Raw genomic sequence first — 21,463 nt, 5'->3', positions numbered from 1 at the left:
ATCGGAATAGGCAGCGCCGACCGACAGCATATGAATGCTGTGCTTGGCGATTGCGTGGCCCCGCGCGATTAGCGCCACAGTATACTGAAGCATTGGGCTTCAGTTTGGGAGTGGCATGTTCCTTGTGTGGCTTAGAGTGGCGGCGGTGCTGTATGCGGTGGCTAGTTTAACCGCATTGCCTGCTGTGCTTTATGCCTATACGCGATGGCGTAGCGTATACCTGCCGGCGGCGGGGCTGGCGTTTCTGTTTCACCTGGTTTCGGTGACGGAGATGCTGGGGATTGCGCACCGTTTGTATCCGGTGGGATATGCGGAGCTGGAGTCGCTGCTCGGGCTGGTCATAGCCGGAATTTTCCTTGCCATCAGTGGTATCTACCGGACGGATTCGTTTGGCGTGTTTGCGCTGCCGGCCTCGTTCTTTCTGGTGTTTGTGCCTGCGATTGGGGCGCAGCGGTATGTGTTTCCGTCGAGCGGGGTACGGACTGGGTGGCTGGTGGTGCATATCGTGTTTCTGCTGGCGGCGTATGCTTCGCTGGCGTTCAGCATGGTGGCTAGTTTTCTGTACCTGGTGCAGGAGCGAAAGCTGAAGAGCCATCTGGTGCTGGCTGGACACTCCATTCCCACATCTCAAAATCGAGATGCGGGGTACCCGAAATCATTGTCGAAGATACGAAAGATGGAATATCCATATTCCAATCCCACATCTCAGAATCGAGACATGGGGCACCCGATCTTTAGTGATTTTCTGCCTCCGCTGGACACGCTGGAACGGATTGCGCATGCGACGCTGCTGTTTGGGTTTCCGTGCATGACGCTGGGATTGCTGGTGGGCAGTCTGCTGGCGCAGGAGAGCGTGGGGCCGGCGTACTTTTCCGATCCTAAGGTATTGCTGTCGTTTGCGATGTGGGCGTTGTATGTGGTGCTGCTGTATATCCGGCGAAGCGCTGGATTGCGGGGGCGGCGGGCGGCTTATTTATCGACAGGCGTGTTTGTTGTGATCCTGTTGGTGTGGGTGGCGAATCAATTTAGTCAGGTACACAGGTTTCCCGGACCATGACGCTGATACTGCTTGGCATTAATCACAAGACGGCTCCTATTGCGCTGCGCGAGCAGGCGGCGATTTCGCGCGAGCGGCTGACGGAGGCTCTGCAGGCGGCGGCGGAGATTGCTGGCGTGCGGGAGGCGATGATTCTTTCTACCTGCAATCGGGTGGAGGTGCTGGCGACGCTGGAGAATCCGCAGGCCAATGTAGAGGGATTGTTTTATCAGCATCTGGGTATGGATGCGATGGAGCTGAGGCCGCATCTGTATGAGTATCGCGACAGGGAAGCGGTGCGGCATCTGTTTCGTGTAGCGGCGAGTCTGGATTCGATGGTGGTGGGTGAGCCGCAGATTCTCGGGCAGGTGAAGGACGCGTATACGGCGGCGCGTGAGGCGGGGACGATAGCCGCGGGGCTGGAGCCGCTGCTGCAGAGCGCCTTTGCTGCGGCTAAGAAGGTCAGGACCGAGACGGAGATTGGGAGTACGTCGGTCTCGATTGCTTCGGTGGCGGTGGAGCTGGCGCAGAAGATCTTCGGTTCACTGCATGGGCGGACGGTGTTTCTGGTGGGCGCGGGGAAGATGAGCGAGTTGGCGGCGCGGCACTTGGTGCAGCATGGCGCGGGGCGGATTCTGGTGGCGAACCGAACTCTGGAACGCACGGAACGTATGGCTCGGCGATTTGCAGATGCTGGGACCGGAAAGATGAGTCCGCAGGTGGTGCCGTGGGAGGAGATGCGAACGACTGCGGCTCTGGCGGACATTGTGATCACGTCGACAGGGGCGAAGGAGCCGATTTTTCGCAAGGCGGATGGGCAGGCTTTTCTGCATAAGCGGAAAAACCGTCCGATGTTTTTTATCGATATTGCGGTGCCTCGGGATGTCGATCCGGAGATGAACCGGCTGGAAGGCATCTTTCTCTACGACATCGATGATCTGCAGGCGGTAGCCGCGGCGCACATGGAGGAGCGGACTCGCGAGGCGAAGGATGCTGAGGCGCTGATTGCGGCTGAGGTGGAACGGTTTGAGCTGAAGCGGAAGACAGTGGATGTGGCTCCCTCGATTGTGGGTCTGCAGCAGCGGGCTGAGGAGATGCGACAGGCTGAGCTGAGGAGAGCGCAAGCGCGGCTGGCTGGGTTGTCGAAGGAGCAAATGGCTGCTGTGGAGGCGCTGACGCGTGGGCTAGTGAACAAGTTCCTGCACCCGCCGATGCAGGCTTTGAAGCAGGCCGCGCGCGAAGGAGATGCGGAAACAGTGGAGGCGATCCAGGAGATGTATGTGCTTGGGGCGCCGCATGGGTATCGCGGGGACGCTCCGGTGCCGGAGTCAATGGAGGATTCGGTGACAGCGGAAGAGGTGGCTGAACTGTTGCGGAAAGGGCGCCTGTAATGCAGCGGGTAAGGATCGGATCGCGAGGATCGCTGTTGGCGCTTTGGCAGGCGGAGCATATTGCCGAGCTGCTGCGTGGGCGGGGGCACGAAGTCGAGATTGAAATCATTAAGACGACCGGGGACCGGCTGCAGGGGGTGACGTTCGCGCAGGTGGTGGCAATTGGATCTAAGGGAATGTTCACCAAGGAGATTGAGGATGCGCTGGCTGCGGGGCGCGTGGATCTTGCGGTGCATAGCCTGAAGGATTTGCCGACGGAGCTGCCGGAGGGGTTTGTGCTGGGGGCAACGCCGAAGAGGGTCGATCCTCGGGATGTTTTTGTGTCGCAGCGGTACGCGGGCTTTGATGAACTGCCGGCGGGCGCGCAGGTTGGGACTAGCAGTTTGCGGAGGCGAGCGCAGTTGCGGCATCGGCGACCGGACCTGGAGTTTGTGGAGTTTCGCGGGAATGTGGATACACGGCTGCGAAAGCTTGCTGAGGGGCGGGCGGATGCGATCATTCTGGCTGCAGCGGGGTTGGATCGTCTGGAGAAGACGGAGTGGGTGCGGGAGCGGCTTGAGCCGGAGATTGTCTGTCCGGCTGCGGGGCAGGGCGCGTTGGGGATTGAGATTCGAGCGCATGATGTCCGGATGAGCGAGGTTGTGGCGTTTCTGGATGATGCGGAGACACGGTTTGCGGTGACTGCGGAGCGGGTGGCGCTCGCGGGGCTTGGCGGGGGTTGCCAGGTGCCGGTTGGGGTGCATTGCAGGGCGGTTGCGGCTTCGGGGCAGTACGAGATTCTGGGTGTGGTGGCTGACCCTACAGGTGGGCGTCTGGTGCGAAGTGAGTCGCTTGGGAGCGATGCTCACGAGCTTGGGCAGGAGCTGGCGGAGCATCTGCTGGAGTTGGGCGCGGCGGAGCTGATTGAGGGGATTGGGGTGCGTTGAGCGACTCGGCGAACGCTTCGGGTTCGGAAGGACTGCCGCTATCGGGAAAGCGTGTGCTGGTGACGCGAGCGGCACATCAGGCCGGGAAGCTGAGCGAGGGGTTGCGGGCGCTGGGTGCGGAGCCGGTGGAGGTTCCGGTGCTGGAGATGCTGCCGCCTGAATCGTATGAGCCGCTGGATGATGCGTTGCGTCAGCTGGACAGCTTCGATTGGCTGATTCTAACGAGCGGGAATGCTGTTGATGCGGTTGCGGCTCGGTGCTCCCATCTACAAGTGAAAATGGATGGTCCGCGAGTGGCGGCGGTGGGCCGGGCTACGGCAGAGGCGGCGCGCAAGGCTGGCTTTCGTGTTGCTGTCGTACCGGAGAGTTATCACTCCGAGGGACTGGTCGCCGCGCTTGGAGATGCTGCGAAGGGGACGCGCGTTTTGCTGGCGCGAGCGGCGGTGGCACGGGATGTAATTCCGGAAGCGCTTGCTGCTGGCGGGGCCAATATCACGGTGGTGGATGCTTATAGGACGGTGATTCCGGAAAGCGCAGCGGAGCGGCTACGTGAGGCGATGCTTGGGAGAATCGATGTGGCGGCTTTTACGAGTTCGTCGAGCGTAAAGCACTTGGCGGCGCTGACGCGGGAGGCGGGAATTGCTTTTCCGCTTGCGGGAGTGAAGGCGGTATCGATTGGGCCGGTGACTTCTGGGACTCTGCGGGAGTTGGGGTGGCAGCCTGCGGCGGAGGCTGCTGTTTCAGATGTTGCAGGGTTATTGGATGCCGTGGCACAGGGAATACGGAATAGGCAGTAGGGAATACTGGTCTGTGCTGCGCACGAATCAGGTCTTAGCGATCCTTACGGCAGATTCATTGAGTCACTACCGCGGCGCGATGTCATTCGAATCGCTAGCGGACGCGTGTGCTCTTGGGATTTGGTTCGCCGTGGGCCGGCTGTACGACTACGGCACGAGGGCGTTCTGCATCTGTTGCATAAGCGTAGATGCAAAGGACGAGAACGAAGGCAACGGTAAGAGCGGCCGAAAGAAACTCGGGCATGGTGAACTCCTTAAAACCGAAAGCGGCGCGATTGAGCGGATATGTTCACCCTATCGACGCGGCCAGACGTTTCTACAAGAAAAGTGATGGAAACATGTCGGACGTTTCAGGGAACGCATCGATAGTACGACGCAAATAGCCGGCTTGAAATGACCAGATAGATGTAGACGCAAGGGGTCGGCAAACGATTGGAAACGCGGTGCCGATTAGCGGGTCCAGAAATCTTTGTGGACTTCGGCGGCTTCGTCTTCGATGAACGGGCCTTCGACGATGGTAGGGCGCTGACCTCGGGCGAAGACTTCGCGACAGGGCAGATCTAACGTGGGGTTTTGTTCGGGGCTGCCGGTTAGTTTATGCAGACTCTCTTGCGAGAGGGCGTAGACTACTCGGCCTAGGCCGGTCCAGTAGATGGCTCCGGCACACATGGCACAGGGCTCGGTGCTGGTGTAGAGAGTGCAGGTTGCGAGCTTTGCAGGGTGATATCTGCGTCCGGCTAGAGAGCAGGCGAGGCGCTCGGCGTGCTGCGTGGGGTCGCCTTTGGGCGGGATGGCGTTGTTGCGCGCGGTGACGAGGACATTGCCTTCGGCATCGACGATGAGAGCGCCGAAGGGGTGGGCGCCGTGTTCGCGAGCGGCTCGGGCGAGGTCGATGGACTGGCGGAGGAAAGTCAAGTCCTGACCGGTCGAGAATTCCTGAGACATCGTAGATTCATCCTAATCTGCATCGGGCGATACTTCGGAGATTGGGATGGGCGGGCTTTCAGCCCTTTCATTGCTGAATGGACTCGAACCCAGGGCGTTGCCCTGGGCTGGGATGACGACGCGCCATTGGCGCTGAGTGTTGCTTACGAACTCCAGGTTTTGTCGGGGGCGTGGCAGATCTGTTCCAGTGGGCACTCGGAGCATTTGGGTTTGCGGGCTTCGCAGATCTGGCGGCCGTGGTGGATTAGTTCGTGGGAGAACTGGATCCAGTGGTCGTGGGGAATGATTTTCATCAGGTCCTGCTCGACTTTGGCCGCGGTGTCGCTTTTGGTGAAGCCGAGGCGTCGCGAGAGGCGGAAGACGTGGGTGTCGACGACGATGCCTTCGGCTTTGCCATAGGAGACGCCTAAGACGACACTGGCGGTCTTGCGGGCTGCACCGGGGACGGTGAGGAGCTCGGCCATGGTCTCGGGAACCTTGTCTCGGAACTGCTCATGGATGACGCGGCCTGCGCCCTGAATGGATTTGGCCTTGTTGTGGTAGAAGCCGGTGGTGCGGATAAGTTGTTCGATGGCTTCGATGGGGGCTTCACTCATAGCCTTCGGAGTCGGATAGGTTTCGAAGAGCTTGGGTGTGACCATGTTGACGCGGGCGTCGGTGCATTGCGCGGAGAGGATGGTGGCGACAAGGAGCTCCCATGGAGAGCGGTGGGTTAGAGCGCACTCGGCGTCGGCGTAGGTTTCGGCGAGGATCTTGAGGATGGCTGCTACGCGGTCGGGTTTGATTTCCAGCTTGGCGGCGGGGCGTTCCTTGTCGGCTGCTGAAGGCTTTGCTACGGCTGGCTTTCGGTTGGCAGGGAGTGGGTGCTTTGCGGCTTGCTTGCGGGCTGAGGCGGATTTGGCGGCTACGGTCTTCTTTGGAGCTTTCTTCGCGGCTTTTTTCGGGGACTTCTTTGCGGGTTTCGCGGGCATAGAGATGATTGTGGCATGGCTGGCGAGTGCTTCGCACGAAAGTGCTTCCGTTACCCAGGCTTATCCATACACCCCCAGGTGACTTAGCCGACCAGCCATTTGCCCTTTGGAAGGAAGGAAAGCAGCTTGATCAGCAGGAAGGTGGACACAAATGTCAACGAGGCAAACAGGGGCAGTTTGATTTCAGCACCGGTTATGCGGTTATTGAGCAGAGAATAAACCGCATTTAACAGGATGATGTGCGCCAGATACATTCCGTAGGTCATCAGAGAGACAGACGCGATGAGTCGCCCGAAGCGGGAGTTTGTGTTGATCTGAGTGACGTTTTTGAAGAGCAGGAAGAATCCAGTAGCGACCATGGCCTGGTTGATGGTCTCGAAGCCCCAGGTTAGTTCGAGCGACTCCAGCGATAGGTTAAGCGGCAGTCTGTGGAGAAATCCGAAGGCAGTGATGGAGTAGCCAACGGCGATCAAGAGAACGGCGAGGCCATTCTGCAGTGAGCTCGGCTGCATGTGGAATCGGCGAATGTAGGCAGCCATCACTGCATAGCCCATGAAGCCCGAAAAGTAATAGAGCATTGGTGTGTGATTCCATCCGCATTCTCCCCAAATCGCAGGGAAGATGAGATGGATATACGGGATGGTCAGTGAAACCGCCCACAGCACAAGAAAGAGTTCCATGCTTCGGCGGCTTGCTGATGTTACCCAGGGAGAGATAACCGGGGCGAAAAGGTAAATGCCCATCAGCATGTAAACGAACCAAAGATGGCCGACCTCGGTGCCGTAATTCACTGGAATATGAAGAACATTGATGAATGCAGTGTGGAGCGAGACGTCGCCGCGGAAATAGTAATAAAACGCAAAAATGGCGCACCAGATTAAGAAGGGTGAAAGGATGCGTCCAAAGCGTTTGCGATAGAAGGTTCGCTCATCGACCGGGAAGAGGAAGAATCCAGAAATCATGATAAAGAGCGGTACGCAGCAGCGGAACAGCGAATTGAGCCAGCCCACCCAATGAGAGTCGCTGTTGTTGATCACGCTTCCGCCGGGGCCGATGTAGAAGAATTCGCCGGAATGAATCTGCATGACCATGTAGGTGGCGAAGATACGCAGCAGGTCGAGGCCGAGATTGCGCGGTGGCTTGACGCCGGCAGATGCAGAAGGGGTTTTCAGAACGCCGGCCTCATCGGTGTAATTTGCGCCGGAAATGTTTTGATTGTCGTAAGAGGTCGGTGCGTTCATGGGAGCGTACCATGATAGCGCACGATGAAGGGCTCTTGATTGAGAGGCCGCTTGCTGGCCATTATTTCTCTAAATAACGTAGAAACTGCGATATGGATTTCAGCTGGTTTCGTGTGAAGAGCACGCAGTCGAGCGCTTGCAGCGCTCTTAGATTCACATCATTCTGGCGAGCGCCTTTCGGGACGCGATTGCCATTGCGCCTGTCGGCAAGATATCGATCGACAGCTGAAACGCCCTTCGCGCCTCCTCGAATTCGCCTAGAGCGTCCCATGCTTCACCAAGAGAGTATTGGAGACGTGCTATTTCCCAGTAGTGTAATGTTGGCAACCTTTTCAGAGCCTCTTCAATCTCTGCGCGAGCCTCTGAAGATCTTCCACAGGCGGCAAGGGCACGAGCGTATAACGAAAGACGACTGGCAGCAATCGCGGGGTAGCGTTCGTCAGTAAGTTTTTCCGGCTGCTCTTTGAGGACATACTCAATCAATTCGCAGGCGCGCCCGGGATCTGTTCCTTGATCCAGCAAGCACGAGACGAGCAGGCGCCTGAATTCGAGGGCTGGCCGACATTGACGTATGGCTTCTTCAAGGAGAGGCTGAGCCATTTCTGGTGAGCCGTCGTTGATGAGCGCAACCATGTACCAACGAAACTCAGGTGTAAGAAACAAAGGTTTCCCATGCCGGTCGAAGGCGCGAGGTTTGAGGAATGCACGAGCATATGCGTAGCGACCTTCCAAGACCACAATCAACCCTCTGAGTGAGGCGCCGTAGAACGGAAAACGGGAAAAGAACTCGTCCATCTTGAGGGCTCGTTCGAATTGGCCTTTATGGGAAGTTCTCGCGATATAAAGACGGAATTTGGGAATTGCCAAGAGGTAAACGACCAGAGCCAGACCTAGCACTCCGGCGACAAGATCCTCTGACCACAGCATCTGGTTGTCTCCGATGAACTCATTGTATGAGCTACGCCAGAGTGGCTAAAGCCTCATTCGATAACCGATAAACTTTCGGGGCCTGAAGACCCCTGCACCTCTGGCATCGGACTAAGTGCCGGATCATCCAAGGGTTCCACCGAGCCAGTGGGAGAGCTTTTCTACTGGCAGGCGGATGCCTACGTAGAAGCTGCCGAATAAGGCGTACTTGGCGCTGACTTCGTCAAAGCGCATCTCGTAGATGAGTTTCTTGAAGACGAGGGGGTTGTTGGAGAAGAGGTCGACGCCCCATTCCCAGTCGTCGAGGCCGATGGAGCCGGTGATGATCTGCTTGACTTCGTCGGCGTAGCGGCGGCCGATCATGCCGTGTTCGTGCATCATGCGCTGGCGCTCGGCCATGGGCTCGGTGTACCAGTTGACCTCTTCGCCACGCTTGCGGTCCATGGGGTAGAAGCAGGCGTATTTGGCGTCGGGAACAGTGGGGTAGAGGCGCGTGGCCATGGCTCCGGCCTGGCGGTCGACTGTCTCCTGAATAGCCTTGTTCCACTCGGGTGAGTGGGGCTGGATATCGCGGGCAGTGAGGGCGGTGTAGGTCTTGGCGGAGGATTCGTAAAGACCGAGTTCGACGATAGAGAGATAGGAATAGACAGGTTCTAGGAAGTCGAAAAATTCGAGTTGGGCGAGTTGAAGCTCGATCTCGTTGAGAGCTTCGACGGACTCACGCATGTGGAGGAACATGAGGTCGCCCTTGTGGCCGACTTCAGAAAAGAGGGCGGAGTGCGGGCCGTTGCCGGTGTCTGCTGTGATTTCTGCGAGTTTGGGGCCTGCGGCAGCGGCGATGCGTTCGCGCTCGGCGGCGGATAAGGCACGCCAGGTCTTCCAGTTAAAGCGGAAAAGTTGATGCAGGACGTAGGAGCCTTCGAGAGTAATCGGAACTGCTGGAGATTCAGGCACGAAAATGACCTCTTGGTTCTTAGAGTAAAGGATTGAGATGAGTGGACGGTGAACAGCAGAGATCAGAGACCAGGGGGCAGGGATCAGTTGACAGGTTAGAAAGCTGAATCGTGTTGACTGCGGGTCATTGCTGACTGTCTACATGGGCACGCAGTTACACTTGGGGTTGGCGTTGCCGGTGCGAGGCGAACGCCCATGCGAGGGGAATGCCCATTCGATGGGGATGAAGGAACGCCTGGAATTTTGGCTGGTCTGGTGCGTGGCGTGCGGGCTGGGCTTGCTGCCGCGTAGCGTGGCGCGAGGTGTTGGCGCGGGCATTGGGCGGTTGGCGTATCTAGTCGCCGGAAGGCTGCGCAAGACTGGTTTGCGCAACCTGGAGCTAGCTTATCCAGAGATGGATGAGGGTGAGCAGGAACGGATACTGAAGGGGCTGTATCGTTCGCTAGGGTGGCAACTGGCCGAATTTTGCCGGATGGAGCGGTACACGCCGGAGAATACGCGAGGGCTGATCCGGTATGAGGGGCTGGAGCGGTTTCTGGAGGCTGAGGCGCGCGGCAAGGGCGTGCTGATTGTGACGGGGCACCTGGGAGCCTGGGAGCTATCGAGCTTCTATCACTCGCTGATGGGGCATCCGATGGGAATGGTGATTCGGCGGCTGGATAACCGCGTGCTGGATGCGTTTGTGAACCGAATTCGATGTCTGCATGGGAACAAGGTGCTGCACAAGGATGACTTTGCGCGGGGGCTGATCTCGGCGATGCGCGCGGGTGAGACGGTGGGGATTTTGATGGATACAAATATGACGCCGCCGCAGGGTGTGTTTGTGGAGTATTTTGGGGTGCCGGCTTGTACGGCTTCTGGGCTGGCGCGGATTGCGTTACGGACGGGAGCGGCCGTGTTGCCGGGGTTTCTGGTATGGGAAGCGCGAGAGAAGCAGTATGTGCTGCACTTTGGCGAGGAGGTTTCCGTTGAGCCGACCGGGGAGACTGAGGCGGATGTACTGGCGCTGACGCAACGATGTACCTGGGCGATCGAGAGCTGGGTTAGGCACTATCCGGAGCAGTGGTTGTGGATTCACCGGCGGTGGAAGACGCGGCCGGATGGGACGCGAGACGAAGGGCCTGAGGGACCAGGGACTGGGGACTAAAAAACTAGAACCGGATGTATGTGGAGTGGTTGTGTGACGGTTGCTGAGTTGATTGAACGGTTGGGTGGGGAGTTGGTGTGTGGCGACGCCAAGACGATGTTGACTGGCGTTGACGATACACGGCGCGCTAACGAGACGGATCTGGTGTTTGGAGAGAGTGAGGCTGCGGCTGGGGAAGCGGTGCGCTGCGGTGCGGGAGCTGCTGTGGTTTCGCTGGGGTCTGTGCCGGGGGCTGAATGCAGAATGACGGTGATTGCGGCGAAGCAGCCTCGGCTTTGGTTTGCGCGAGCGGCGAAATTGTTAGCGCTGAATTTGCCGGTCACGGGAGTAGACGCGAGCTCGGAAGTTTCGGCGGATGCTGTGCTTGGCGAGGGAGTCACGGTTGGGCCGTGCGCGGTGATCGGTGCGAATGCGGTGATCGGCAAGTTCACGCGCGTTGAGGCTGGGGTGGTGATTGGCGAAGGCGTGATTGTCGGAGAGCATTGCCTGATTTATCCGAGAGCGGTTGTGTATGCGGGTAGTGCCATTGGCAATCGCGTTGTTGTGCATGCGGGAGTGGTGCTTGGTGCAGATGGGTTTGGGTATGTGCGGGATCGGGAGACTGGGGCATATACACAGTTTCCGCAGCAAGGGCGGTTGGTGATCGAGGACGATGTTGAGATTGGCGCGAACTCGACGATCGATCGCGGGGCGTTGGCGGAGACTCGGATACGACGTGGCGTGAAGATCGATAACCTGGTGCACATCGGACACAACTGCGATATTGGCGAGGATGTGGTGATTGCAGCGTTGACGGGGATTTCAGGCTCGTCGAGCGTGGGCAACGGAGCGGTGATTGCGGGGCAGGTGGGGATTGGCGATCATGCGCATGTGGGGCCGGGCGTGATTCTTGGCGGACAGGCGGGCATTCTGTCTGGCAAGAGCGAGACCCGCACAGGAACTGTGCTGTGGGGCACGCCGGCCAAGCCGGTGAAGGAGTATCTGCGTGAGCTGGCCTCAGTGGCTCAGCTGGCGAAGCGGAAGAAGGACTGATGGCAGTGCTGTGCATTGCCGGCTCGGGCAGTGGAGCGGGAAAGACGGCTGTCGGTTGTGAACTGATTCGGGCGATGCCGGAGTTGCGATGGCTGGCGGTAAAGATAACAGCGCATGAGCACAGCGGTTTTGAAGGCATAACCGAAGAGACAGATGCTGGCTCTGCAAAGGACACGGGACGCTATCGGGCTGCTGGAGCGGTGCGAGCATTTCTTGTTACAACCAAAAGCGATGCGCCTGCGTTTATAGAGCGGGTTCGGGCGCGTGCACCGGAATGCGATGCTGTGTTGATCGAAACTGGCAAACTCAATGCGGCGGAAATTGCGGAGGCAGGTGAGGAGAATCTCACGCTCGCGGTGCTGACAGCGGACGTTTCGAAATGGAAGTCTGAGACGCATATGCGCGCCGGAAATGCAGATGCACTGGTGCTGACGAATGGGATGACGCAGGGCTCGTTGCCAGATGAACTGCGTTGGATGGTTGCATTTGCGCTGCCCAAAGGGGAATGGCAAAGCGCAGCGTTGGTGGATTTTGCGCGGAAGCGATTGAAACCGGCACATTTGTAGCCGAACAGATATTTGCGCTATTGCTTCGAGCTGTCATTTTCTGCAGGCAGAAAGACGGTAATGCAAGTGCCGTGATTTTGGGGTTCGGTGCTGCTGGAGACGGTAATCTTGCCGCCGTGCCCCTCGATGAACTGGCGAGCGACAAAAAGGCCAATACCTGTGCCGATGTTTGTGCGGGTAGTAAAGAAGGCTTCAAAGATGCGTGGAAGGAGTTCGGCGGGAATGCCGATGCCTGTGTCCTCAACTGTGAGAGAGACGCCTTCTTTTTCGTCAACCGTGACATCAGCGGTGCAGAGTGCCAGCGTACCGCCCTCGGGCATTGCGTATATAGAGTTTGCAATGAGGTTGGAGATGACCTGAAGAATCTCTCCTTTGCGGACATGGACGAATCGTGTTGACGAGAGCTGGGTATGAATCGATATGCCGGCAGTGTCACAGCGGGGCTCGTAGATTCGGCACGCATCCTCTATGAGTTCAGGTATAGAGACTGGATGCGGTAAGGCGTTTTCGCGATAGAAACCGAGTGTTTGTCTGGCGATATGTGAGACGCGCGAAATTTCACTCTCCGCAGCACGAAGGTAGTTTCGAGCAAGATCGGAATCGTCAAAGTTGGTTTGTGCGAGGTAGATGAGATTCATCACTGCTTCGAGCGGGTTATTCACTTCATGGGCGATGGTTGCCGCCATGCGGCCCGCAGCGGCGATCTTTTCGGCCTGGAGGAGCGACGCCTCGACACGCTTGCGATCCGAAATGTCCCGGAGGATCTTGGAAGCGCCTATGATTACGCCGGTTCTATCGCGTAAGGGCGAGATGGTGAGAGATACATTGATCCTGTGGCCACTCTTGGTGACGCGGATGGTTTCATAGTGCTCGATACGCTCTCCTGAGCGGATTTTCTGCAGGATGGAGACTTCCTCCTGATGTAGTTCCTGAGGAAGAAGCATGAGAATGGACTTGCCAATGGCTTCTTCCGGCGTGTAGCCGAGTATATGGGTAGCTCCTCTGTTCCAACTCGTAATGATGCCATTGAGGTCCTTGCTTATGATGGCGTCGTCTGAAGATTCGACAATGGCGGCCAGTTCGGCGAGGTGTTTCGATGAATCGTGCTGTGCGCGATCGGCTTTTTCAAGAGTGGCAATCTTGTCGTTGAGCTGGTCGCGCAACCGGAAGTTTTCAATGGCCGCCGCGGCCTGCGCTGCGATAAAGGCAACGAGAGATTCATGCTCGGCCCGAAAAACTTCCACGTCTTCGTGACCGTAGAATAGGCCGCCGAGGACTTCACCAGAGAGAGCTTTGACCGGAACCGCCAAATAGCTGCGGACGGGAATATGGCTGGTCTGTTTGCCGAGATAGGACGGATTTTTCCCGTAGCGAGGATCCTGTGTGATGTCATCTGAGCGAACAATCGCGATGCCTTCGAATGGGGGAGCTAAAACGGCACTATTGCCCGGCAAGAGAAATTCCTGAAATTGCTTCGGATCCGCGCCGGAAAAAGTGTACGGCAGATAACGCAGTGCCCCGGCATCAACAATGTTGTAGAAAAAAGCTCCAAACTGCGCCCCGCATAGAGCCAGCCCCGCGTCCGTTGCAGATTGAACGAGACTTTTGAGATCCGTGCCCTGAGCCAGCGAGAGACCTACCTTGACTACGAGCTCAAGGCTGCGTTGAAGATCGGTCTTATTGAGGGGATGATGTGCCATGTGATGAATCTTTACCGGGGCAGGAGATACACAAATGTGCGGGCTATCCGATTCAGAACAGGTGTGATTCTGAGCTCACGTGACGCTGATGATATCAGCGATTCCGCGGCGCGAAAGTTTCGGAGTGGTCACTTTTCCACTTAGGTGGAAGAACCTTATTCGAGTGGTCTGCGATAAACGACAAACCCGGAATTCTCTGCAACCTGATCGTAAAGCCGTCGCGCGGTGGCGTTGGTGTGGTGTGTGAGCCAATAGACGCGTGCCGAGCCTGCTTCGCGGGCGCGTTCGTAGACGGATTCGATGAGCTTACGGCCGATGCCGCGACCACGCATGGAATCGAGGGTGAATAGATCCTGAAGATAGCAGGTTGGCTGAATAGCGATTGTGCTGCGGTGAAAGAGATAGTGCGCCAGGCCGACCAGCTCGCCTTCCATTTCGGCGACGAGGGCGAACACAGGCTCGGCCGCGTCGAAGAAGCGCGACCATGTGGTCTGCGTTACATCTGCGGGCAGAGCGGTAGCTCCGTGACGACCGTAGAACTGGTTATATCCGTTCCACAAAGGGAGCCAATGGCTAAAGTCGTCTTGCTGTACAGGGCGGATGATGAGATCAGTTGCCATGCAATCGTTTGCTGTGCGCGAGTAACATGCTACAATTTCGCCTTTCCAAGACAGGAGGCCTGGTGTTCAACTCTAACATTCTGGATGTAGCCATCGGGCTTGTGTTCTTGTTTCTTATGTTGAGCCTGATCTGCTCGGCCGCCAATGAGATTCTGGAAATTGCCTGGAAGCAGCGATCGAAGCAACTGGAGCGGGGCATCAAGGAGTTATTAGGGGACAATGACAATGCCCTGGTGAGTGCAATTTACAGCCACGGGCTGATCAATGGCCTGTTTCGCGGAACATATCAAACCGCTTCGAGGAATGGCACGCTGCCTTCTTATATCCCAGCGAAGAATTTTGCGATGGCTTTGATCGATCTGATGCGAACGGGAACCGTGGAGCTCTCGCCGAATGTGAAGGAGGCCGTTCGCGCATTTGGGCAGGTATCGGATTCAGACCTAGTTGGCCTGCAACAGCATCTGGAAGATTGGTACAACTGTGCGATGGATCGTGTATCTGGCTGGTATAAGCGACGCAGCCAGACTGTCATTGTTGTGCTCGCGATTCTGGTGACAGTGCTGCTGAATGCCGATTGTGTGCAGGTGGCGAAGCGTCTATCTACCGATCCGAACCTGAGGCAGACCGCTGTGCAACTGGCTGTTGGAGCCGACAAGAATCACCTGGCAGCTACTACGGATGAGGCGGCAACGACTCAGCAATCGGCTTTGGCGGCGATTGGAAATATCCAGAAGAATATCGGGGCGCTGGATGGTATTGGTTTGCCGATTGGGTGGCAGCCGAGCAGCGACCGGTCCATTGCGGGCTTCTTTCCAGAGGCTGGACAGCATTGGTTGGGATGGCTGCTGACGGTGCTGGCTATCTCTTTGGGAGCGCCGTTCTGGTTCGATGTGCTGAACAAGATCATTGTGGTTCGTTCGACGGTGAAGCCGACGGAAAAGAGCAAGGAAGAGGGCTCAAAAGATGTAACCGGCAAAAGTGCTGTTTCTGCCGATAACCAGTGAAAGGCAGTGTGGACGGCGCTGGCTTAGAGATGAGCTTTTGACGGACAAGGGGCGGGGGGAAATGCAAGCACTGATAGTGGGCAAGGCGCCCACGCTTATGTGGGCGATGCCACATTTGTTGAGTCGTAGCGGCTTTGAGGTCGATGCCGTCACAACGAGTAGTCTGTTGTGCGCGAGCCGGTTTGTCAGAGATACGTGCGTAACGGAGACGCCGGAAGCAATGCTCGCTCGGGCTTTCGAGTGGATTGCTCGACGCGAAACACCTTACGACTGGGTGATTGCGTGCGACGATGAAACACTTCGATCGATGAGCGAGATGGCGTGGCCTGCCGGGCGCGAACCAGCGCATTTTCCGCTGCGGGTGATGGGTATATCGCATATCTATTCGAAGATCGGGTTATCGCGCGTTCTGGCGGCAGAGGGGCTGAGAACACCTCCGTTTCGTGTTGCTCCTGGATGTGTGGAGGCCATTGCTGCCGCCAATGAGCTGGGATATCCGGTCTATCTGAAGATGGATTCATCGAATGGCGGAAAGGGAGTATTTCTCTGTCATTGCGAGGAAGATGTTCGACAACTGGCAGAGTGTTTCAACCTTGGGCCGATGCTTGTGCAGAAGAAGATCGACGGGCAAGAGCTAGATCTTTCGGCGGTCTATCTCAATGGCGAACTGGTGCATTTCGCGCATGCGTCGATTCTGCGGGCGTTGCCGTCCAGTGGCCTGTCGATCTTGCGAAGATACTCGCCTCTTGCGATGGTCGAAGCGAATGTTGTGTCTGAGTTGCAGGCGCTTGGGAGAGCCTTGCAGACAGATGGCTTCGTGAACATCGCGTGCATGGAAGCTGCGGATGGCAGTGGCCGGTATTACTTTGAAGCCGATATACGGCCGAATGCCTGGGTTGATTTTTCACGGTTTTACGGAGAGGACGCCGCGACGCGCATTCGTGAATGGTTTGCAACGGGCACGACACTCAAGAAAGATACGAACGCAAAGCTGGAAACATGCACGCCGATGGTGATTTCGTATTTTATGCGCATGGCGCTTTGGGAGTTGATGGTGAATCGTTATGGGGTGTGGCGCTTTATTCCCTGGGCAGACAGACGGGTTGTTCTGAGCCTGCTGTGGTCGCGGATGGTGATGCCGGGCACGCGCACATTTGTGCCGAAACCTATACGTCATGCGGTGAAACGCGGAATGCTCGCGCTGCGGATTGCGTTTCCGTAAGAAACAAAGAGGCCATCAGCAGCGGAGGATTTTATCGCTGATGATGCCTTTGGTGGCGTTGCGGGTGTCGATGACTAGCCTGGATTGCTCGACGATCTGCTTGTAGTCATAGGTGGTGTGGTCGGTAACGATGACTACGGCGTCGTATTGGCTCAGGTCGTCCAGCGGGGTGTTAGTCATGTTGAGGTCGTAATGACGGCCACGGCCGACGGTGGGGAAGTAGGGGTCGTTGTAGGAGACTTTCGCGCCCTTGTCGCGCAGCAGCTCAAGGATGGTAAGCGAGGGTGATTCGCGCAGGTCGTCGATGTCACGCTTGTAGGCAAGGCCTAGGACGAGGATCTTTGAGCCTTTGATGGCCTTGGCGTGTTCGTTGAGGCCGTTGGCGATCTGGTCGATGACGAAGTAGGGCATGGCGGTGTTGACTTCACCTGCGAGCTCGATGAAGCGGGTGTGGAAGTCGAACTGCTTTGCTTTCCAGGAAAGATAGAAGGGATCGATGGGGATGCAATGGCCGCCGAGGCCCGGGCCTGGATAGAAAGCCTGGAAACCGAAGGGTTTGGTTTTGGCTGCATCGATGACTTCGTGAATGTCGATGCCCATGCGCATGCAGAGTTGCTTTAGCTCATTGACCAGGGCGATGTTGACGCAGCGGTAGATGTTTTCGAGCAGCTTGGTCATCTCGGCTACTGACGGTGAGCTGACGGGGATGACGCGGCGGAAGATGCTGCCGTACATGGCGCTGGCCAACTCAAGGGCGACGGGTCCGCAACCGCCGACAACTTTTGGGATGTCGTGGCGGGCCACGGTGTCGTTGCCGGGGTCTTCGCGCTCGGGACTGAAGGCTACGTGGATGCCGCTGTCGTCGGCAGAGCGAGCGACTTTGAGACCTTGACGGTTGCCTGATTCGAGACGGGGGACGACTAGTTCTTCGGTGGTGCCGGGGTAGGTGGTGCTTTCGAGGACGACTAGCTGGCCTTCGTGAAGGAAGGGCGCGAGGGACTCGATGGTGCCGGTGACGTAGCTGAGGTCGGGCTCGTGGTACTCGTTGAGCGGCGTGGGGACGCAGACGATGATGGCGTCCATCTCGGCGGCGTGCGCGTAGTTTGCGGTGGCGCAGAAGCCGGATTTTTGCGCGGCCTGAATCTGTTCGGGCAGAATGCGGACGATATAACTGCGGCCGGAGTTGAGGGTCTCGACTTTTTCCTCCGCGATATCGAAGCCGGTGACGCGGAAGCCTTCGCCGCTGAAAAGCAAAGCGAGAGGGAGGCCGACGTAGCCCATGCCGACGATGCCGATGCGGGCTTCTCTGGTCTGGAATTTTTGTTTGAGGGAATCTAGCGTGGCGGGTGCGGCTTTGGACATGGCTCCATTGATTGTAAATGTGCTTGGAACGGGCTAGTTGAGGTGGAAACTCACACCGATTCCATCCTGCCGCTCGTATTGAGGAAACTTGTGGTAGATGGCCTCAGCAACAGCGATGGCATCTTTGCGATCCAGATCCGGGAGTAGGCAGGTGTTGCGCCATGAACGTCGTGCATACAGACCCGATGGCTCACTATCGTCCCCTATTTCGTAGCCAAGGCTTTTTACCTCCGATGCCGGCACGACGATCTCAGTCCGAAAACTGCGATCGAGATTGCCTCGCGCGACTAATTCTGAAGCCGAAACATTCAAATTCGTGACCGGACCATGGCTGTACCAAAGAACGAACGATCCAAGGCCGAAAACTCCCATCAGAACAAGAATCCAAACATGGCCCAGGATACCGATTCCGATCAGGACGATCATGGTGGCGGGTGGAAGAGTGAGTGCCACCATGCCAAATTTTCGCGTAACGACAATCTGCAGGTGGTCAGGGAATTCGCTCATTTCGATTTTGACACTGCCGATTAGCTTCATCTCAGTCATTGTACGAAGAGAGAGCCCTTGCTCAGTCACACCACATACAGTCAAGACCAACGCGCATTTGCCAAACCGTTGCGATATATTCACGCTGAAATTCTCTTTGCATGATTTTGAGCGGATGAGACCGCGCTTTACGCACTCCATAGTAACGACAGGGCGTCGATTATAACGGAGGGTGCGATGGCGCAGGGGTCGATGTTTCCGGATTTGAATACAGCGTATGCAGGCGGCGGGGTTTATGAGCCCGAGGTGAAGTACAAGCTCTATGACTCAGGTGCAGTGTCTGTGGCGACGTTTCTCGGTGGTCCAATTGCAGGCGCTGCACTAATGGCGATGAATTATCGCAAGCTGGGTAAGACCGGTGCGGCGATGGGTGCGCTTGGGGTTGGCGTGATCGGCATGGCTCTGGGGATTGCTGTGGGTTATCTGCTGCCGTCCGGTGCATCGTACGCGGTCCCGATTGCGCTGATCTACGGGATGCGGCAGTTTGCAGAGAAAACGCAGGGAGACCTGATTGAAGAGCATACGGAGCGCGGCGGCCAGTTGGGTTCGATGGTAATTCCTGTTGCGTTGGGGCTCGCGATTTTGATTCCAGTGCTGGCGGCGATCTTTTTGCCGGTCATGATGCAGCCGCATAACCAGGTACGTGTCGGCACGAAGGACATGGTGGTGTACACGGGGCAGGCTAGCCGTCAGGATGCCGATGATCTGGGGCAGGAGCTTAAGCGGGTGGGCTATTTTCAGGACCAGGGTGCGGAAGTGTTCTTGGACAAAGATGCAAAGGGCGCGACGATTTCATTGGTAGTAAAAGATGGCTGGTGGGATAAGCCGGGCGCGATGGACGCTGCGGACGAAGTGGCTCGACAGGTGGCGAAAAGTGTAGGCGGATTTCCTGTGCGCGTAAGGCTGGTCGATATTCACAAACAGGTGAAAAAGAGTGGTTCTGTAGGGCACTCGTATGCGGGACCGGACGACATTTACTTCTACGACGATGCAACGCAGGAGAATGCGTCCGCGTTGATGGAAGCGATGCGGCGAAATGGCGATCTCCGAGGCAGCGGCGACACTACGCTGTTGCGCAAGCGTGATGGCGTGACACAGATTTCTTATGTGCTCGGGATGCCGTATTGGAATGAAGCCGCACGGGTAAGGGGATTTGAGCAGAGCACGCGGGCCGTGGCGTATTCCGTTGGCGGACTACCGGTGACGATGCGTCTGACCGACAACTCACTGAATTCAGAATTTGAGGAAGTGGTGCGATAGACGTGCGGCGACACGGGTCAGGAGCGGCAGGTGCATTCGACGCAGGCGTGTTCTGCACAGATGCCGCAGGTTTCGATGAGATGTTTGCGAAGCGCAGTGCGGGCCCGATGTGCGCGGACAGCTGCGTTGGCGGGGGAGATGTTTTGCTGGGTCGCAAATTCCTGTAAAGGCTGTTCGCCCAGGTCAACGGTACGCAGAAGTTCGGCGTAGTTGGGATGTATGGTGTCGAGAACGCGAGAGAGGCAGGCACAGACTTCGCGTTTCATCTCTGGAGGCGGGACGGTCTGGCCTTCCAGTTCTTTGCCCCACTTTTCGATGGCCTGATCTTCTGTGGTACGGCGGCGGTACTGATCGATGACGGCGTTGCGCAGAACACGATAGAACCAGCCGACGATGGATTCGTGGGAATCGAGTTCGCCCTCGCGTTCGAGGGCGCGCAGGTAGGCGGCCTGAAGGATATCCTCGGCGATGGCTGGATCGGGGACACGACGCTGCACAAAGCCGAGGAATTGGCGTCGGTGGTCGAGGAGCGTGTTGAAGGACGAAGTTGCCATGGCGGTGAAGCGGGGGATTGATCATCCCCCGGATAAGTTTAGTTGCGGGTTGAGCAGGTGCAGAGGATGCAGGTGCAGCTCGATCCGCAGGGGCAGGTTTCGCATTTCGATCGCATGAGTAATCTCCTTTATGAGCGCCATATTGGACGTTCGCTATAGACACGCATGAACGGCGCTTACATTACACCTGCCGTATTAGTGGATGCTCTGAGTGGGTGCCGGGGTTCGGATTGCGGTGATGGCTGGCCGCTGCTTGAGCTGAGTCCGGTATCCTGAAGAGTCGGATTTTCAAGGAGATGGCGTTGGCGAAGTATCTGGTGACGGGGGCGGCGGGGTTTATCGGGCGGTCGATTGCGGCGGCATTGCTGGGGCGCGGAGATTCGGTGCGCGGGGTCGATAACTTTGCCACGGGCAAGCGTGAGAACCTGTTTGGGCTTGAGGCGATGGAGTTCGTCGAGGGTGATCTGGCTGATCCGGCGGTTTGCGCGGCGGCCTGCGCCGGTGTGGAAGTGATCTTTCACGAGGCTGCGCTACCTTCTGTGCCGCGGTCAGTTACTGATCCCGTGGGGACGAATGTGGCCTGCGTCGATGCGACGCTGAATCTATTGGTGGCAGCGAAAGAGGCAGGTGTGCGTCGGGTGGTGTATGCGGCGTCATCCTCAGCTTATGGTGATACGCCTACCTTGCCGAAGCATGAGGAGATGCTGCCGAATCCGATCTCTCCCTATGCGGTGGCGAAGCTGGCTTGCGAGTATTACATGAAGTCGTTTTCGCGGGTATATGGGCTGGAGACGGTTTCGTTGCGCTACTTCAATGTCTTTGGGCCGCATCAGGATCCAACGAGTGCGTATTCGGGAGTGATGGCGGTGTTCTGCCGGAAGATGCTCGCGGGAGAGCAACCAACGATTTATGGCGATGGAGAAACGAGCCGGGATTTTACATTCATTGAAAATACGGTACTAGGGAACCTGCTGGCGGCGGAGGCTCCGGCGGAGCGGGTCAGCGGGCAGGTGATGAATGTGGCGACGGGAGTGCGCGTGACGCTGAACCAGGTTGTCGAAGAGTTGCGGCCGTTGACAGGATATACAGGTCCGGTGGCATATGCGCCGGAGCGAGCAGGCGACATCAAGCACTCGCTCGCGGATATTTCGCTGGCGACTGAGTTGCTGGGTTATAAGCCGACGGTCGATTTTCGCGAGGGGTTGCGGCGAACGGTGGAGTGGTATCGAACGACAGGGACCAGGGACTAGGGAACAGCCTGC

Annotated in this window: 22 protein-coding genes; 11 read left to right on the top strand and 11 right to left on the bottom strand. The window is 57.4% G+C overall.

Annotation, left to right across the window (positions count from 1 at the left end; genetic code table 11):
• The first annotated feature begins 115 nt into the window (after window positions 1–115).
• The 4 genes from OHL22_RS01230 to OHL22_RS01215 are packed head-to-tail and all read left to right on the top strand — an operon-like array spanning window position 116 to window position 4,150.
• Entirely contained in the window at window positions 116–1,057 is a 942-nt protein-coding gene (locus OHL22_RS01230) for a cytochrome C assembly family protein (protein ID WP_263332371.1), read from the top strand.
• Entirely contained in the window at window positions 1,054–2,427 is a 1,374-nt protein-coding gene (hemA, locus tag OHL22_RS01225; protein WP_263332369.1) for a glutamyl-tRNA reductase, read from the top strand. The genes OHL22_RS01230 and hemA overlap by 4 nt, the downstream gene beginning before the upstream one ends.
• Complete coding sequence (hemC, locus tag OHL22_RS01220; RefSeq protein WP_263332368.1) at window positions 2,427–3,353, top strand: hydroxymethylbilane synthase; 927 nt, start codon at window positions 2,427–2,429, stop codon at window positions 3,351–3,353. The genes hemA and hemC overlap by 1 nt, the downstream gene beginning before the upstream one ends.
• Window positions 3,350–4,150, top strand: coding sequence for a uroporphyrinogen-III synthase (locus OHL22_RS01215; RefSeq protein ID WP_263332367.1), 801 nt, complete (start codon window positions 3,350–3,352; stop codon window positions 4,148–4,150). Before hemC ends, OHL22_RS01215 begins: the two co-directional genes overlap by 4 nt.
• A 94-nt stretch (window positions 4,151–4,244) precedes the next feature.
• On the opposite strand, the gene OHL22_RS01210 is transcribed toward OHL22_RS01215, so the two are convergent.
• From OHL22_RS01210 to hemQ, 6 genes are all read right to left on the bottom strand, one after another.
• Window positions 4,245–4,394: a hypothetical protein gene (locus OHL22_RS01210; protein WP_263332365.1), complete on the bottom strand. Its 150-nt coding sequence runs from the start codon at window positions 4,392–4,394 to the stop codon at window positions 4,245–4,247.
• A 206-nt stretch (window positions 4,395–4,600) separates the two neighbouring features.
• Complete coding sequence (locus OHL22_RS01205; protein WP_263332363.1) at window positions 4,601–5,095, bottom strand: nucleoside deaminase; 495 nt, start codon at window positions 5,093–5,095, stop codon at window positions 4,601–4,603.
• A 143-nt stretch (window positions 5,096–5,238) separates the two neighbouring features.
• On the bottom strand, window positions 5,239–6,066 hold the full coding sequence (gene nth, locus OHL22_RS01200; protein ID WP_317890874.1) for an endonuclease III: 828 nt from the start codon (window positions 6,064–6,066) through the stop codon (window positions 5,239–5,241).
• A gap of 83 nt (window positions 6,067–6,149) precedes the next feature.
• Window positions 6,150–7,307 carry an acyltransferase gene (locus tag OHL22_RS01195; protein ID WP_263332361.1) on the bottom strand — a complete coding sequence of 386 codons (1,158 nt, stop codon included), beginning with the start codon at window positions 7,305–7,307 and terminating at the stop codon, window positions 6,150–6,152.
• Between the two features lie 153 nt (window positions 7,308–7,460).
• Complete coding sequence (locus tag OHL22_RS01190; RefSeq protein WP_263332360.1) at window positions 7,461–8,234, bottom strand: tetratricopeptide repeat protein; 774 nt, start codon at window positions 8,232–8,234, stop codon at window positions 7,461–7,463.
• Window positions 8,235–8,357: 123 nt separating this feature from the next.
• Complete coding sequence (gene hemQ, locus OHL22_RS01185) at window positions 8,358–9,188, bottom strand: hydrogen peroxide-dependent heme synthase (RefSeq protein WP_263332359.1); 831 nt, start codon at window positions 9,186–9,188, stop codon at window positions 8,358–8,360.
• A 223-nt stretch (window positions 9,189–9,411) separates the two neighbouring features.
• On the opposite strand from hemQ, the gene OHL22_RS01180 reads away from it, so the two are divergent.
• From OHL22_RS01180 to OHL22_RS01170, 3 genes are read left to right on the top strand one after another with little or no spacing between them, the layout of a single operon-like run.
• A complete protein-coding gene (locus OHL22_RS01180) occupies window positions 9,412–10,335 on the top strand; it encodes a lysophospholipid acyltransferase family protein (RefSeq protein WP_263332357.1) in 924 nt (307 codons plus the stop codon).
• Between the two features lie 33 nt (window positions 10,336–10,368).
• Window positions 10,369–11,367: a UDP-3-O-(3-hydroxymyristoyl)glucosamine N-acyltransferase gene (lpxD, locus tag OHL22_RS01175; RefSeq protein ID WP_263332355.1), complete on the top strand. Its 999-nt coding sequence runs from the start codon at window positions 10,369–10,371 to the stop codon at window positions 11,365–11,367.
• On the top strand, window positions 11,367–11,933 hold the full coding sequence (locus OHL22_RS01170) for a P-loop NTPase family protein (protein ID WP_263332353.1): 567 nt from the start codon (window positions 11,367–11,369) through the stop codon (window positions 11,931–11,933). Before lpxD ends, OHL22_RS01170 begins: the two co-directional genes overlap by 1 nt.
• 17 nt (window positions 11,934–11,950) lie before the next feature.
• Here OHL22_RS01170 and OHL22_RS01165 read toward each other — a convergent pair whose 3' ends face one another.
• Window positions 11,951–13,633, bottom strand: a complete 1,683-nt coding sequence (locus tag OHL22_RS01165) for a two-component system sensor histidine kinase NtrB (RefSeq protein ID WP_263332351.1) — start codon at window positions 13,631–13,633, stop codon at window positions 11,951–11,953.
• A gap of 155 nt (window positions 13,634–13,788) precedes the next feature.
• Window positions 13,789–14,253 carry a GNAT family N-acetyltransferase gene (locus OHL22_RS01160; RefSeq protein ID WP_263332349.1) on the bottom strand — a complete coding sequence of 155 codons (465 nt, stop codon included), beginning with the start codon at window positions 14,251–14,253 and terminating at the stop codon, window positions 13,789–13,791.
• Between the two features lie 62 nt (window positions 14,254–14,315).
• Here OHL22_RS01160 and OHL22_RS01155 point away from each other — a divergent pair, with 62 nt between their 5' ends.
• Window positions 14,316–15,257 carry a hypothetical protein gene (locus tag OHL22_RS01155; RefSeq protein ID WP_263332347.1) on the top strand — a complete coding sequence of 314 codons (942 nt, stop codon included), beginning with the start codon at window positions 14,316–14,318 and terminating at the stop codon, window positions 15,255–15,257.
• Window positions 15,258–15,318: 61 nt separating this feature from the next.
• Window positions 15,319–16,479: an ATP-grasp domain-containing protein gene (locus tag OHL22_RS01150; protein ID WP_263332345.1), complete on the top strand. Its 1,161-nt coding sequence runs from the start codon at window positions 15,319–15,321 to the stop codon at window positions 16,477–16,479.
• A 15-nt stretch (window positions 16,480–16,494) separates the two neighbouring features.
• Here the strand turns inward: OHL22_RS01150 and OHL22_RS01145 are convergent, their stop codons facing one another.
• Together OHL22_RS01145 and OHL22_RS01140 are read right to left on the bottom strand one after the other, a co-directional pair.
• Window positions 16,495–17,841 carry a nucleotide sugar dehydrogenase gene (locus OHL22_RS01145; RefSeq protein WP_263332344.1) on the bottom strand — a complete coding sequence of 449 codons (1,347 nt, stop codon included), beginning with the start codon at window positions 17,839–17,841 and terminating at the stop codon, window positions 16,495–16,497.
• A 33-nt stretch (window positions 17,842–17,874) separates the two neighbouring features.
• Entirely contained in the window at window positions 17,875–18,348 is a 474-nt protein-coding gene (locus OHL22_RS01140; RefSeq protein WP_263332342.1) for a hypothetical protein, read from the bottom strand.
• A 216-nt stretch (window positions 18,349–18,564) separates the two neighbouring features.
• Between OHL22_RS01140 and OHL22_RS01135 the strand changes: the two genes are divergently transcribed.
• Window positions 18,565–19,647: a hypothetical protein gene (locus tag OHL22_RS01135; protein ID WP_263332340.1), complete on the top strand. Its 1,083-nt coding sequence runs from the start codon at window positions 18,565–18,567 to the stop codon at window positions 19,645–19,647.
• Window positions 19,648–19,664: 17 nt separating this feature from the next.
• Here the strand turns inward: OHL22_RS01135 and OHL22_RS01130 are convergent, their stop codons facing one another.
• Window positions 19,665–20,201 carry an RNA polymerase sigma factor gene (locus tag OHL22_RS01130; RefSeq protein WP_263332338.1) on the bottom strand — a complete coding sequence of 179 codons (537 nt, stop codon included), beginning with the start codon at window positions 20,199–20,201 and terminating at the stop codon, window positions 19,665–19,667.
• Between the two features lie 296 nt (window positions 20,202–20,497).
• On the opposite strand from OHL22_RS01130, the gene OHL22_RS01125 reads away from it, so the two are divergent.
• On the top strand, window positions 20,498–21,451 hold the full coding sequence (locus OHL22_RS01125; RefSeq protein WP_396127101.1) for an SDR family oxidoreductase: 954 nt from the start codon (window positions 20,498–20,500) through the stop codon (window positions 21,449–21,451).
• Window positions 21,452–21,463 lie beyond the last annotated feature (12 nt).

Source organism: Acidicapsa dinghuensis, assembly GCF_025685685.1.
Lineage (GTDB): Bacteria > Acidobacteriota > Terriglobia > Terriglobales > Acidobacteriaceae > Acidicapsa > Acidicapsa dinghuensis.
The sequence above is the reverse complement of the archived record's forward strand: the minus strand, read 5'-3'. Positions and strand labels throughout refer to the sequence as shown.

What these genes read in the sequence shown, in the direction of transcription:
- OHL22_RS01145 (WP_263332344.1), bottom strand. Translation starts at nt 17,841, where the DNA reads ATGTCCAAAGCCGCACCCGCCACGCTAGATTCCCTCAAACAAAAATTC.
- OHL22_RS01180 (WP_263332357.1), top strand. Translation starts at nt 9,412, where the DNA reads ATGAAGGAACGCCTGGAATTTTGGCTGGTCTGGTGCGTGGCGTGCGGG.
- OHL22_RS01130 (WP_263332338.1), bottom strand. Translation starts at nt 20,201, where the DNA reads ATGGCAACTTCGTCCTTCAACACGCTCCTCGACCACCGACGCCAATTC.
- OHL22_RS01135 (WP_263332340.1), top strand. Translation starts at nt 18,565, where the DNA reads ATGGCGCAGGGGTCGATGTTTCCGGATTTGAATACAGCGTATGCAGGC.
- OHL22_RS01150 (WP_263332345.1), top strand. Translation starts at nt 15,319, where the DNA reads ATGCAAGCACTGATAGTGGGCAAGGCGCCCACGCTTATGTGGGCGATG.
- OHL22_RS01210 (WP_263332365.1), bottom strand. Translation starts at nt 4,394, where the DNA reads ATGCCCGAGTTTCTTTCGGCCGCTCTTACCGTTGCCTTCGTTCTCGTC.
- OHL22_RS01165 (WP_263332351.1), bottom strand. Translation starts at nt 13,633, where the DNA reads ATGGCACATCATCCCCTCAATAAGACCGATCTTCAACGCAGCCTTGAG.
- OHL22_RS01195 (WP_263332361.1), bottom strand. Translation starts at nt 7,307, where the DNA reads ATGAACGCACCGACCTCTTACGACAATCAAAACATTTCCGGCGCAAAT.
- hemA (WP_263332369.1), top strand. Translation starts at nt 1,054, where the DNA reads ATGACGCTGATACTGCTTGGCATTAATCACAAGACGGCTCCTATTGCG.
- OHL22_RS01205 (WP_263332363.1), bottom strand. Translation starts at nt 5,095, where the DNA reads ATGTCTCAGGAATTCTCGACCGGTCAGGACTTGACTTTCCTCCGCCAG.
- OHL22_RS01160 (WP_263332349.1), bottom strand. Translation starts at nt 14,253, where the DNA reads ATGGCAACTGATCTCATCATCCGCCCTGTACAGCAAGACGACTTTAGC.
- OHL22_RS01140 (WP_263332342.1), bottom strand. Translation starts at nt 18,348, where the DNA reads ATGAGCGAATTCCCTGACCACCTGCAGATTGTCGTTACGCGAAAATTT.
- OHL22_RS01190 (WP_263332360.1), bottom strand. Translation starts at nt 8,234, where the DNA reads ATGCTGTGGTCAGAGGATCTTGTCGCCGGAGTGCTAGGTCTGGCTCTG.
- nth (WP_317890874.1), bottom strand. Translation starts at nt 6,066, where the DNA reads ATGCCCGCGAAACCCGCAAAGAAGTCCCCGAAAAAAGCCGCGAAGAAA.
- hemC (WP_263332368.1), top strand. Translation starts at nt 2,427, where the DNA reads ATGCAGCGGGTAAGGATCGGATCGCGAGGATCGCTGTTGGCGCTTTGG.
- OHL22_RS01125 (WP_396127101.1), top strand. Translation starts at nt 20,498, where the DNA reads ATGGCGTTGGCGAAGTATCTGGTGACGGGGGCGGCGGGGTTTATCGGG.
- OHL22_RS01170 (WP_263332353.1), top strand. Translation starts at nt 11,367, where the DNA reads ATGGCAGTGCTGTGCATTGCCGGCTCGGGCAGTGGAGCGGGAAAGACG.
- OHL22_RS01230 (WP_263332371.1), top strand. Translation starts at nt 116, where the DNA reads ATGTTCCTTGTGTGGCTTAGAGTGGCGGCGGTGCTGTATGCGGTGGCT.